This is a genomic window from Pseudomonas sp. FBCC-B1667 (assembly GCF_059133255.1).
The window spans coordinates 6,332,895-6,345,378 of sequence record NZ_CP101437.1 but is presented as its reverse complement, the minus strand read 5'-3'; the positions used below and the strand labels follow the sequence as shown (position 1 = coordinate 6,345,378).

The 12,484-nt window shown below is 59.5% G+C and carries 8 protein-coding genes, 2 tRNA genes and 2 pseudogenes; 8 read left to right on the top strand and 4 right to left on the bottom strand.

Annotated elements, in window-relative coordinates; all coding sequences use genetic code 11:
• The first annotated feature begins 65 nt into the window (after positions 1 to 65).
• The 4 genes and pseudogenes from NL116_RS29345 to NL116_RS29330 all read left to right on the top strand — a co-directional run.
• Complete coding sequence (locus tag NL116_RS29345; protein WP_494375103.1) at positions 66 to 1,253, top strand: ATP phosphoribosyltransferase regulatory subunit; 1,188 nt, start codon at positions 66 to 68, stop codon at positions 1,251 to 1,253.
• 54 nt (positions 1,254 to 1,307) lie between these two features.
• Complete coding sequence (locus NL116_RS29340; RefSeq protein WP_494375102.1) at positions 1,308 to 2,597, top strand: adenylosuccinate synthase; 1,290 nt, start codon at positions 1,308 to 1,310, stop codon at positions 2,595 to 2,597.
• Between the two features lie 486 nt (positions 2,598 to 3,083).
• Positions 3,084 to 3,776: pseudogene (locus NL116_RS29335) on the top strand (methyl-accepting chemotaxis protein); the annotation flags it as partial.
• Positions 3,777 to 4,166: 390 nt separating this feature from the next.
• Positions 4,167 to 4,682 (top strand): annotated as a pseudogene (locus NL116_RS29330) (methyl-accepting chemotaxis protein); the annotation flags it as partial.
• 121 nt (positions 4,683 to 4,803) lie between these two features.
• Here the strand turns inward: NL116_RS29330 and NL116_RS29325 are convergent.
• The 4 genes from NL116_RS29325 to NL116_RS29310 all read right to left on the bottom strand — a co-directional run bounded on the left by NL116_RS29325 (position 4,804) and on the right by NL116_RS29310 (position 7,925).
• Positions 4,804 to 6,357, bottom strand: a complete 1,554-nt coding sequence (locus NL116_RS29325) for an ABC transporter permease (RefSeq protein WP_494375101.1) — start codon at positions 6,355 to 6,357, stop codon at positions 4,804 to 4,806.
• Positions 6,357 to 7,367 (bottom strand): extracellular solute-binding protein, encoded by a 1,011-nt coding sequence (locus NL116_RS29320; RefSeq protein ID WP_494375100.1) that lies wholly within the window; start codon positions 7,365 to 7,367, stop codon positions 6,357 to 6,359. The genes NL116_RS29325 and NL116_RS29320 overlap by 1 nt, the downstream gene beginning before the upstream one ends.
• Before the next feature lie 218 nt (positions 7,368 to 7,585).
• Positions 7,586 to 7,672, bottom strand: a tRNA-Leu gene (locus tag NL116_RS29315).
• Between the two features lie 166 nt (positions 7,673 to 7,838).
• Positions 7,839 to 7,925, bottom strand: a tRNA-Leu gene (locus NL116_RS29310).
• A gap of 226 nt (positions 7,926 to 8,151) precedes the next feature.
• Between NL116_RS29310 and rnr the strand changes: the two genes are divergently transcribed.
• The 4 genes from rnr to rpsR all read left to right on the top strand — a co-directional run bounded on the left by rnr (position 8,152) and on the right by rpsR (position 12,482).
• Positions 8,152 to 10,782 carry a ribonuclease R gene (rnr, locus tag NL116_RS29305; RefSeq protein WP_494375099.1) on the top strand — a complete coding sequence of 877 codons (2,631 nt, stop codon included), beginning with the start codon at positions 8,152 to 8,154 and terminating at the stop codon, positions 10,780 to 10,782.
• Positions 10,779 to 11,546: a 23S rRNA (guanosine(2251)-2'-O)-methyltransferase RlmB gene (rlmB, locus tag NL116_RS29300; protein ID WP_494375098.1), complete on the top strand. Its 768-nt coding sequence runs from the start codon at positions 10,779 to 10,781 to the stop codon at positions 11,544 to 11,546. The genes rnr and rlmB overlap by 4 nt, the downstream gene beginning before the upstream one ends.
• Positions 11,547 to 11,800: 254 nt before the next feature.
• Positions 11,801 to 12,223 (top strand): 30S ribosomal protein S6, encoded by a 423-nt coding sequence (gene rpsF, locus NL116_RS29295; protein WP_003217491.1) that lies wholly within the window; start codon positions 11,801 to 11,803, stop codon positions 12,221 to 12,223.
• 28 nt (positions 12,224 to 12,251) lie between these two features.
• On the top strand, positions 12,252 to 12,482 hold the full coding sequence (gene rpsR / locus NL116_RS29290; protein ID WP_002551829.1) for a 30S ribosomal protein S18: 231 nt from the start codon (positions 12,252 to 12,254) through the stop codon (positions 12,480 to 12,482).
• Positions 12,483 to 12,484: the final 2 nt, after the last annotated feature.

Sequence of the window (12,484 nt, the reverse complement as noted above, 5' to 3'; positions counted from 1 at the left end):
TCATTTTCTGCTTCACTCAAGGCTCGCCCGAGGGCTTGCCGCCCGGATCATAGGGGAATGGCGTAATGGCAACGGTAGACCGCTGGCTGCTGCCAGATGGCATCGAAGAAGTACTGCCACCAGAAGCGTCGCGCATTGAAGTCGCGCGTCGTCAGGTGTTGGATCTGTTCCAGAGCTGGGGTTACGAGTTTGTCGTGACTCCCCATATCGAGTACCTGGAATCCCTGCTGACCGGCGCGGGCTCTGACCTCGATTTGCGTACCTTTAAGGTCATCGACCCGCAATCGGGCCGGCAAATGGGCTTCCGTGCCGACATCACGCCGCAAGTGGCGCGCATTGACGCGCACACCTTGCGCCGCGAAGGCCCGAGCCGCCTGTGCTATGCCGGTAGCGTGCTGCACGCCCAGCCTCGTGCCTTGTCGTCCTCGCGCAGCCCGATCCAGTTGGGTGCCGAGTTGTACGGCGACGCCAGCCCGAGCAGCGACGTGGAAGTCATTAGCCTGATGTTGGCTATGCTGCAACTGGCCGATGTGCCGGATGTGCACATGGACCTCGGTCATGTCGGCATCTACCGTGGCCTGGCTCGCGCTGCCGGTTTGTCTGGCGAAGTCGAGCAACAATTGTTCGATGCGTTGCAACGCAAGGCGATCGACGAGGTCATTACCTTGACCGAAGGCCTGCCTGCCGATGTGTCGGGCATGCTGCGCGCATTGGTTGATCTATGTGGCGGCCGTGAAGTGTTGGGCGCCGCCCGCGAACGTCTGGCGAATGCGCCGGCGCCTGTTCTGGCGGCTCTGGACGACCTGCTGGCGATTGCCGAGCGTCTGTCCGTGCGTTTCCCGGAGCTGCCGCTGTACTTCGATCTTGGCGAGTTGCGCGGTTACCACTATCACACCGGTGTGGTGTTCGCGGTGTTCGTGCCGGGCGTTGGCCAGTCCATCGCCCAGGGCGGTCGCTACGATGACATCGGCGCCGACTTCGGTCGCGCGCGTCCGGCCACTGGCTTCTCTACCGATTTGAAAACCCTGGTGACCCTGGGGCGTGCTGAAATCGAGCTACCGTCTGGCGGTATCTGGATGCCTGACAGTACGGATGCGGCACTCTGGCAGCAGGTTTGCCAGTTGCGCAGTGAGGGTCAGCGTGTCGTTCAGGCTTTGCCTGGGCAACCATTGGCCGCCGCCCGTGAAGCGGACTGCGACCGGCAATTGATTCAGCAGAACGGGCTTTGGCAAGTATTGCCGCTGGCTTCTTGAGTTTTCCCGCCGGCGGCTGCCGGCACCAAGTTTGCGCGAATGAGGACAAGTGTTATGGGTAAGAATGTCGTAGTCCTGGGCACCCAATGGGGTGATGAGGGCAAAGGCAAGATCGTTGATCTGCTGACCGAACATGCTGCCGCCGTAGTGCGCTACCAGGGTGGCCACAACGCTGGTCACACTCTGGTGATCGACGGCGAGAAAACCGTCTTGCACCTGATCCCGTCGGGCGTACTGCGCGAAGGCGTGCAGTGCCTGATCGGTAACGGCGTGGTGGTTGCACCTGACGCCTTGTTACGCGAGATCACCAAGCTGGAAGAGAAAGGCGTACCGGTGCGCGAGCGCCTGCGTATCAGCCCGTCCTGCCCGCTGATCCTGTCCTTCCACGTGGCGCTGGACCAGGCCCGTGAAAAGGCCCGTGGCGAGCTGAAGATCGGTACCACCGGTCGTGGCATCGGCCCGGCGTACGAAGACAAGGTTGCTCGTCGTGGCCTGCGCGTTGGCGACCTGCTCAACATGCCGCGCTTCGAAGACAAGCTGCGTGAACTGGTGGACTACCACAACTTCATGCTGGTGGGTTACTACAAAGAGCCTGCCATCGAGTTCGAGAAAACTCTGGCCGAGTGCAAGGAATACGCAGAGCTGCTGAAGCCGTTGATGCTGGACGTGACGGCCGAGCTGCACGACCTGCGCCGCGCCGGCAAAGACATCATGTTCGAAGGCGCCCAGGGTTCGTTGCTCGACATCGACCACGGCACCTACCCGTACGTGACCAGTTCCAACACCACCGCTGGTGGCGTGGCGACCGGTTCGGGCGTTGGCCCGATGTTCCTGGATTACATCCTGGGCATCACCAAGGCTTACACCACTCGCGTCGGTTCGGGCCCATTCCCGACTGAGCTGTTTGACGAAGTGGGTGCGCACCTGGCCAAACAAGGTCACGAGTTCGGTGCTACCACCGGCCGTGCCCGTCGTTGTGGCTGGTTCGACGCCGTTATCCTGCGTCGCGCAATCGATGTGAACAGCATCTCGGGCATTTGCCTGACCAAGCTGGACGTACTCGACGGCCTGGAAACCATCAACATCTGCGTCGGCTACAAAGATGCGCAGGGCAACGCCGTTGCTCCGACTGACGCTGACAGCTACGTAGGCCTTCAGCCTGTGTACGAAGCAGTGTCGGGCTGGACCGAATCGACCGTGGGTGCCAAAACCCTGGAAGAGCTGCCCGCTAACGCTCGTGCCTACATCAAGCGCGTTGAAGAGTTGATCGGCGCGCCGATTGACATTATTTCGACGGGCCCGGACCGCAACGAAACCATCGTTCTGCGTCATCCGTTTGCTTGATAAGTCATTGAAATGAAACACAAAGGGCCCTTAATAGGGCCCTTTGTCGTTTATGCCTCCTGGACGGCATGACCTTTGCTGTGATGTTGAATAAAAGCATCGCTTCCAGCGCGCCATCAATTTAATGGCGCCAAAGCAGAGGGATTTTAAGTGTCGGCCGTTCTCTCATTGTTACAAAGCCGTTTGTTGCGGCCCGTGTTCGTTACCCTCGGTATCGCCCTTTTGGTGCAAGTGCTGGTGGCTGTTGCTCTGACCCGGAGCACAGTGACTGCATTGGAAGCCGATCTGGGTGTGCGCCTGGGTGCCGACAGTCAAAAACTCTCTGGCGAACTTGAGCAGGCAGGACGTGAAGTCACGTCGAGCCTCGACAACCTCTCGACCAGCACGCGTCAGCGCCTCACGGCCGGTTTGTCCTCGCGTTTGAAGGACGAGCAGGCTCAGTTGCGTGCGACGCTGGAAAAAGACCTGAAGGACTCCGCCAATGACATGGCGCAGCTTCTGGCCTCGGTCGCGCCCCGCGCGATGTGGGACAGCGACGTTCCAACCCTGTCCGAATTCGCCCGCCGGGCCCAGCGCAATCCCAGCGTCTTGTTCGTGGTGTACGACGATGCAACCGGGCAGCATCTGACGCGCTACCTCAATCGTGAAAACCCGATCAACAAGGCCCTGCTGGAAAAAGGCCAAGGCGAGCGCGCGCTCGACAAAGTGCTGGATGCGGCGAAAAACGACTCGTCGGTTTATTACCTGGAGGCCTCGATCAATCCCAATGGCGTGGAAATCGGCAAGGTAATAATGGGGGTCTCCACCGCCTCGGTGGAAACCGACCTCGCGGCCTTGGACAAGCGCTTCTCGGCGCTGATTGCCAGCAGCGATCAACTGGTGGGCGACAGCCTCAAAGGCGCTGCTGCTGACAGTGCCGCGGCGATGGGCGCGCGTTTGCAGTCGGCGCAGTCCACGGCGTCTGAAATGAAAGCTAACACCACCAGCACTGTCCAGGAAGCTGCAGCGACCTTGCGCTGGCGCATTGGCCTGGGCCTGGCGCTGGTCGGTTGCGGCGTGCTGCTGTTGCTGGCCGTGGTACTCGGGCGTCGCGTGGTCAACCGCTTGAAGCTGCTGATCAGCGCCATGGATGATCTGGCGGCAGGCGAGGGTGACCTGACCAAGCGCGTGCAGATCAACAGTCAGGACGAAATCGGTGACATGGCGTCGGCGGTCAACCGTTTTGTGGATAAGTTGCAGCCTATTGTGCGTGAAGCGGGCGATGTGGCTCAGCGTACTGGCGTGGAAATCGGTGCCATGACCCTGCGTAATGCCGGGGCTGACAAAGCGGCGGGTATGCAGCGTGATGAAGTGGCCGAGAGCCTGCGCGCGTTGTCGCAAATGGCTGATGAAGCCCAGTCAGAAAGCCACGCCATGCAGGCGGCTTTGCGGCAGGTGGTGGATATTCGTTCGGCGACTGATGAGAACACCCGGACCTCGGCGAAAGTCGGCAGCTTGATCGAAGCGTTGGCCGGGCAAGTCGACACCGGGGCGAAAGTCATCGAGCGGCTGGCGCAGCAGAGCGAGCAGATCGAGGTGGTTCTAACCGTGATCCACGGGATCGCCGAGCAAACCAACCTGCTGGCACTAAACGCGGCCATCGAAGCGGCGCGCGCGGGCGAGACCGGTCGCGGTTTTGCCGTGGTCGCTGACGAAGTGCGGGCGCTGGCGAGCAAAACACAGAGTTCGACCGGCGACATTCAGGCGCACATCGTGGCCTTGCAACAAGGTGCGCGTGAAGCGGTGGCGGCGATTGGTCAGGCCGGGCGTCAGGCCAGCGAAGGTTTGTTGGTGTTGCGCGACAGTGCGCGGTTGCAGCAGTCGGTGCAGGAGTCGGTCGAGCAAGTGCATGCAGCCATTGGCCTGGCGACTCAGGCAGCGGCGCATCAGGCGCAAGGTGCGCAGGCGGTGCGCGGACGGGTTGAAACCATTCATGCGCAAGCTGAGAAAGCAGCTCAGGCAGTGGTGGAAACCACGGCCAGCGGTAAAGTGCTGGATGGGCTCGCGGCGCAGTTGAAGGCGAGTCTGGGGCAGTTCAGGGCGTAATCGGTTGTCCGGGCTGGCCCCTTCGCGAGCAAGCCCGCTCCTACATTTGATCTCAGGCGCGCACAAATAGTGAGCTCACAGTAGATCCAGTGTGGGAGCGGGCTTGCTCGCGAAAGCGGTCTCAACGGCTCAAATACATTCGAGTCGTGAGTAGATAAACCGGCACCCCCGACACCACTATCAACAACGCCGCATAAGGCGCCGCCGCCGCAAACTCCACATTTGCGGTATGCGCCCACACTTCTGTCGCCAAGGTATTGAGCCCGGTCGGGCTCAGCAGCAATGTCGCCGTCAGCTCCTTCATCGCATCCAGAAATACCAATGCAAACGCCGCACCCAGCGCCGGGAAAATAATCGGCAGCGTGATCCTGCAAAACGCGCTGAATGACGTAGCCCCCAGCGTGCGTGCTGCCTCTTCCAGTTGCGGCGCAGCCTTGTTCAGAGCTGTCCGAATCGGGGCCTGGGCCAGTGGCAAAAACAACAGCGCGTAAGCGATCAGGAGCAAGGCGGACGTCTGGTACAGCACCGGCACGTAATGCAGCGCGAAATACACCAGCGTCAGCGCAATCACCAAACCCGGCAGCGCATGCAGCAGATAGGGCAGGCGCTCGGCCCAGATTGCCAATGGACCCTTGTAACGGACCACCAGCAAGCCCACCGGCACGGCCAGCACCAGGCAAAGCGCTGCGCCACCCAGCGACAGTGCCAGTGATGAGAGCAGTGCTTCACCGATTGCAGCGACCGGGAAGGCTGCTGAGGAGCCGACCGCCAGCCAATACCCCAGCATCCCCAGCGGAATGCCGCTGCCGATGATCGCGAGCGCCAGGCAATAAAGCTGTCCCACGCCAGTCCAGCGCCCCAATCGAACCTGTTCCGCATGCCGCGCCGCACCCTGGCCAGTACGAACATGCCGGCCCTTGCCGCGAACGCGCAGCTCCAGCCATAGCAACGCCAGGCACAGCGCCAGCAACACCGCCGATAGCATGGCCGCGTTGGCATTACTGAATTCCAGTTCGAACTGCTGATAGATGGCCGTGGTAAAGGTTTGCAGGCCAATGATCGATAGCGCGCCGAACTCCACCAGCATGTGCAGCGCGATCAGCAGTGAGCCCGCCAGTAACGACGGCCAGAGTAGCGGCAACGTGATTCTGAAAAACACGCCCCAGCGATTCTGTCCAAGTGTCCGGGCAGATTCTTCAAGGGAAGGATCAAGATTGCGCAGGGTCGCTGCGACCGGTAGAAAAATCAGAGGGTACTTGGACAGCGTCATCACCAGAATGGCCCCGCCCAGGCCTTCGAAGTGAGCGCTGAGCGATACCCAGGTAAAACTGCTGACAAATGCAGGAACGGCGAACGGCAAGCAGAGGATGACGCCCCACAAACGCCGTCCCGGCAGATTGCTGCGTTCCAGCAGCCAGGCCAGCGACAGGCCGATCGCGGCGCAGGCCAACGTCACGCCGGCCATCAGCGCCAAGGTATTGCGCAGCAGTCCAAGCACATAAGGTCGCCACAGCAGATGCAACGCCTCGGCCCAGCCTGCTTGCCAGGCCTTGAGTCCGACGTACATCAGCGGCAACAGGCTGAGCACAACCAGCGACAGCACCGGCAGCAACAGCCAGATCGACGGCCGCTTGCGCCGTGGCACGCAGCTCCCGGCGGATAACGATGCGCTCATCAGTTCAAGCCAACGTCGCGTTCCAGGTCGAGGGCTTGTTCGGCGTTACCGAGATCGGCTGGCGTAACGTCGGGTGCTTGCAGTTCGCTGAACGGCTTGAGGCCGCGATCCGATTCCATACCTTTGTGCAGCGGGTATTCAGCGGTGGTCTGGGTGATCACACGCTGGCCTTCTTCGCTGGCCATGTAGGCCAGAAATGCCTGGGCTTCTGCTGGGTGTTTGCTGGATTTGAGCACAGCTGCGCTGGAAACGGTGATCAGTCCGCCGACATCGCCGCCGGTGAAATAATGCAGTTTGGAATCCAGTTGGCCTTTCTCGCGTTGCAGGGCGAACCAGTAATAGTTGTTCACCAGCACCGTGGCGACCTCACCATTTTCCACGGCCTTCAGGGCGACCATGTTGTTGCTGTAGGTCTTGCCGAACGCGCGCAGGCCGGTCAGCCATTCTTCTGCCGCATCCATGCCGTGCACTTTGATGATCGCGACCGCTTGTTCCTGGAAGGCGCCGCTGGTGGGCACGAAGCCGACCTTGCCTTGCCATTTTGGGTTGGAGAATTCCATTACCGATTTCGGTAAGTCTTTCTCTTCAATCAGCTTGGGATTAAATGCAACGACCCGGACCCGAGCTGTAATGCCGATCCAGGTGCCGTTGCCCGCTACATAGTCCTTGGGTAGAACCGCCAGGGTGGCGTCGTCGGTCTTGGCCAGGAAACCTTGCTCGCCGAGTTTGTTCAGCGGCGGCGACTCTTCGGTGTAGATCACATCGGCGGGGGAGCGGTCACCTTCTTCCATGATCTGGCTGGCGAGCTGATTGCTGCTGCCTTTGCGCACGTTCACATGGATGCCGGTCTTGGCTTCGAACGCCTTGGCGATGGCGTCGCCAACTTCCTTGTGTTGACCGTTGTAGAGCGTCAGGGAAACCGGATCGGCAGCCTGGGTGAGGGGGGTGGCGAGCGCCAGGCCGAGCAGGGTGAAGGTCAGGCCGCGGCGCAGGGTATTTCGAAACATCATTCGCAGGGTTCCTCACAGTCGCATTGCAAAAACTTGCAACAATGATAAACGATATTGTTTCTCAAGTGCGTCTTGGGGTTGGGAAGTCTTTTTTAGACGACCTGGGACAGATCCCTTGCCACAGAGGAAAGCGCTGTCAGATTTCTGGATGCCAGAAACGCAAAAACCCGCTTTCGCGGGTTTCTGTGAAATTCAGGGTCGTGACCTTGAATTTGAATTGGTGCCCAGAAGAAGACTCGAACTTCCACGACCTTGCGGTCACCAGCACCTGAAGCTGGCGTGTCTACCAATTTCACCATCTGGGCAATTATCTTCAGCGTTGCCGCTGTTGATGTGGCGCACTATACGGAGAGCGTTTTGATCTGTAAACCCCTGATTTAGATTTAATAAATCAGATGCTTAGAATGCAAAAACCCGCTTTCGCGGGTTTTTGTGTGAGCCTTGAAATTGATCTAATCTCAAGCTCGGAATTGGTGCCCAGAAGAAGACTCGAACTTCCACGACCTTGCGGTCACCAGCACCTGAAGCTGGCGTGTCTACCAATTTCACCATCTGGGCATTATCGACAGCGCGTCTGCGTCGTCGATGGCGCGCACTATACGGAGCGTCTTTTTAACTGTAAACCCCCGGCATCGAAAAAACCTGGAAAATTTCGCAAGTGGTCTTCAAATCAGCGCTGCGATGTCGATAAAGGGCTTTAGAAGGGCTGTCATAGCTTGAAATTTCCCGTTTCATTACGCCTATGCCAAACTAACCCGCATATAGACAAGGTGAAAACTCTCTAATGGCCGATTGGCAGTCCCTCGATCCCGAGGCCGCTCGTGAAGCGGAAAAATATGAAAACCCTATTCCTAGCCGCGAACTGATCCTTCAGCACCTTGCTGATCGAGGTTCGCCTGCTAACCGCGAACAGCTGGTCGAAGAGTTTGGTCTGACCACAGAAGACCAGATCGAAGCCCTGCGTCGCCGCCTGCGCGCCATGGAGCGCGACGCTCAACTCATCTATACCCGTCGCGGCACGTATGCGCCGGTGGACAAGCTCGACTTGATCCTGGGCCGCATCAGCGGTCACCGTGACGGTTTCGGCTTCCTGGTTCCGGATGACGGCAGTGACGACCTGTTCATGAGCCCGGCGCAGATGCGCCTGGTCTTCGATGGCGACCGTGCCCTGGCCCGCGTTTCCGGCCTCGACCGTCGCGGTCGCCGTGAAGGCATGATTGTCGAAGTGGTTTCCCGTGCTCACGAAACCATCGTCGGTCGTTACTTCGAAGAAGGCGGCATTGGTTTCGTCGTTGCGGATAACCCGAAGATCCAGCAAGAAGTGTTGGTTACGCCGGGTCGCAATGCCAATGCACAGATTGGCCAATTCGTTGAGGTGAAGATCACTCACTGGCCGACACCACGCTTCCAGCCGCAAGGCGATGTGGTCGAAGTCGTGGGCAACTACATGGCGCCGGGCATGGAAATCGATGTCGCCCTGCGCACCTACGACATTCCTCATGTCTGGCCGGAAGCGGTCTTGAAAGAAGCCGCCAAGCTCAAGCCGGAAGTCGAAGAGAAAGACAAAGAGAAGCGCATCGACCTGCGTCATCTGCCGTTCGTGACCATCGACGGTGAAGATGCGCGCGACTTCGATGACGCGGTTTACTGCGAATCCAAGCCGGGCAAGCTGCGGCTGTTCTCCGGCGGCTGGAAGTTGTACGTGGCGATTGCCGACGTTTCCAGCTACGTGAAGATCGGTTCGGCGCTGGACAACGAATCCCAGGTTCGCGGCAACTCGGTGTACTTCCCCGAGCGCGTCGTGCCGATGCTGCCTGAGCAGCTGTCCAACGGCCTCTGCTCGCTGAACCCGCACGTCGACCGTCTGGCCATGGTTTGCGAGATGACCATCTCCAAGTCTGGCGAAATGACCGACTATTGCTTCTATGAAGCAGTGATTCACTCCCATGCCCGCCTGACCTACAACAAAGTCAGCGCGATGCTGGAAACGCCGAAACTCACCGAGGCACGTCAGCTTCGTGGCGAGTACAACGACGTTCTGCCACACCTCAAGCAGCTTTACGCACTGTACAAAGTGCTGCTGGCCGCTCGTCACGTGCGTGGCGCGATCGATTTCGAAACGCAGGAAACCCGGATCATCTTCGGAACCGAGCGCAAGATTGCCGAAATCCGTCCGACCGTTCGTAACGATGCGCACAAGCTGATCGAGGAATGCATGCTGGCGGCCAACGTGGCCACCGCTGAATTCCTGAAAAAGCACGAAATCCCAGCGTTGTATCGCGTCCACGATGGTCCGCCACCGGAGCGTCTGGAAAAGCTGCGCGCGTTCCTCGGTGAACTCGGCCTGTCCCTGCACAAAGGCAAGGACGGCCCGTCGCCGAAGGATTACCAGGCATTGCTGGCCAGCATCAAGGACCGTCCGGATTTTCACCTGATCCAGACCGTCATGCTGCGTTCGTTGAGTCAGGCGGTGTACAGCGCTGATAACCAGGGCCACTTCGGCCTGAACTATGAAGCCTATACCCACTTTACCTCGCCGATTCGCCGCTACCCGGACTTGCTCACGCACCGGGCGATCCGCAGCGTGATCCATTCCAAGCAGAACACCCCGCACGTTCGCCGTGCTGGGGCGATGACCATTCCGAAAGCGCGGATCTACCCGTACGACGAAGCGGCGCTGGAGCAACTCGGCGAGCAGTGCTCGATGAGCGAACGCCGTGCTGACGAAGCCACCCGCGATGTCGTGAACTGGCTCAAGTGCGAGTTCATGAAAGATCGCGTGGGCGAGTCGTTCCCGGGTGTGATCACCGCCGTGACCGGTTTTGGCCTGTTCGTCGAGTTGACCGATATCTACGTCGAAGGCTTGGTGCACGTCACCGCGCTGCCAGGCGATTACTACCACTTCGATCCTGTGCACCACCGCCTCGCCGGTGAGCGTACGGGGCGCAGCTTCCGCCTGGGCGACACCGTTGAAGTGCGCGTCATGCGCGTTGACCTCGACGAGCGCAAGATCGACTTCGAGATGGCTGAAAAAACCATCAGCGCGCCAATTGGCCGCAAGAAGCGCGGAACTGAAACAACAGCTCCAGCAGCTAAAACCGCTGCAGAGCCGGCGCCGGCAAAAACCGGTCGTCGTCCTGCGAAGGAAAAGGCTGTCGAAGCCTATCGCCCAAGCGATGCTGCGGCCAAAAACGCCGAACTGCGTAAAAGTCGTGAAATGAAACAGGCGTTGCTGTCTGAAGCGAAAAGCGGCGGTAAAGCGGCGTCTGGGGGAAAGACCGGACGGTCGGCGCCTGACAAGGCCCCCGGCGGCAAGCCAGCAAAACCGAGCAAACATCGTAAAGGCCCGCCAAAAGCGGGTTCCGCTCCAGCTGCCAAAAGTGGCGGAGCGCGTAAACCTAAGGCCAAGTCATGAGTAATCTGGAAAAAATCTACGGCGTACACGCGGTAGAGGCGTTGCTGCGCCACCACCCGAAACGCGTCAAGCAGATTTGGCTGGCCGAAGGTCGTAGTGATCCGCGCGTGCAAACGCTGATCCAGCTCGCAGCTGAAAACCGCGTTGCGGTCGGTAATGCCGAGCGTCGCGAGCTGGATGCGTGGGTTGAGGGCGTGCACCAAGGCGTGGTGGCGGACGTGAGTCCAAGCCAGGTCTGGGGTGAGGCGATGCTCGACGAGTTGCTGGACCGTACCGAAGGCGCACCGCTGTTGCTGGTGCTCGACGGCGTGACCGATCCGCACAACCTCGGCGCCTGTCTGCGTTCGGCCGATGCGGCCGGTGCGCTGGCGGTGATCGTGCCCAAGGACAAATCAGCGACGCTGACCCCGACGGTGCGTAAAGTGGCCTGTGGCGCCGCGGAAGTGATTCCGTTGGTCGCCGTGACCAACCTGGCGCGCACGCTGGAAAAGCTCAAGCAGCGTGGCTTGTGGGTTGTCGGTACGGCGGGCGAAGCTGAGCAGAGCCTGTATCAGCAAGACATGACCGGCCCGACCATCCTGATCATGGGTGCGGAAGGCAGTGGCATGCGTCGCCTGACGCGTGATCTTTGCGACTACCTGGTGCATTTGCCGATGACGGGCAGCGTCAGCAGTCTCAACGTTTCCGTGGCGACTGGCGTTTGCCTGTTCGAAGCTCAGCGTCAGCGCAGTGTCAAAGCTGCCGCGGGCGGCAAAAAGTCCTGATCTGCTGCAAATCCCGTGTGGGAGCGAGCTTGCTCGCTCCCACAGTGGTTTGTGTCAGGGCGAAAAGTTGTGGTGCGAACGAACTGTTCAAATAATCACCAATTGCCTTGCACCTCTCTTGTCCCTTCTCTACAATTGCGCCCCTTGCTGTGACGGCAGGCACGCATGTGTCTATCGCAAGCAAGTCCATAAGTGTCATTCACTCCTTGTCTGACCGCTTTTGAGCGGCAGGCTACAACCCGTAAGGAGCATTCATGCGTCATTACGAAATCATCTTTTTGGTCCACCCGGATCAAAGCGAGCAAGTCGGCGGCATGGTAGAGCGTTACACCAAGCTGATCGAAGAAGACGGCGGCAAAATCCACCGTCTGGAAGATTGGGGCCGTCGTCAACTGGCCTACGCAATCAACAATGTTCACAAGGCTCACTACGTGATGCTGAACGTTGAGTGCACTGGCAAGGCCCTGGCCGAGCTGGAAGACAACTTCCGCTACAACGATGCAGTGATCCGTAACCTGGTCATCCGTCGCGAAGAAGCCGTTACCGGCCAATCCGAGATGCTCAAGGCTGAAGAAAACCGCAGTGAGCGCCGTGAGCGTCGCGACCGTCCTGAGCACGAAGGCGCTGAAAGCGCTGATAGTGATGACAGCGACAACAGCGATAACGCTGACGAGTAATCCACGGACCTTTTGAGGAGCCTATTACATGGCACGTTTCTTCCGTCGTCGTAAATTCTGCCGCTTCACCGCTGAAGACGTGAAAGAGATCGATTACAAAGATCTCAACACTCTGAAAGCTTATGTATCCGAGACCGGCAAAATCGTTCCAAGCCGCATCACCGGTACCAAAGCACGTTATCAGCGTCAGCTGGCCACCGCTATCAAGCGCGCCCGCTTCCTGGCCCTGCTGGCCTACACCGACAGCCACGGCCGCTGAGA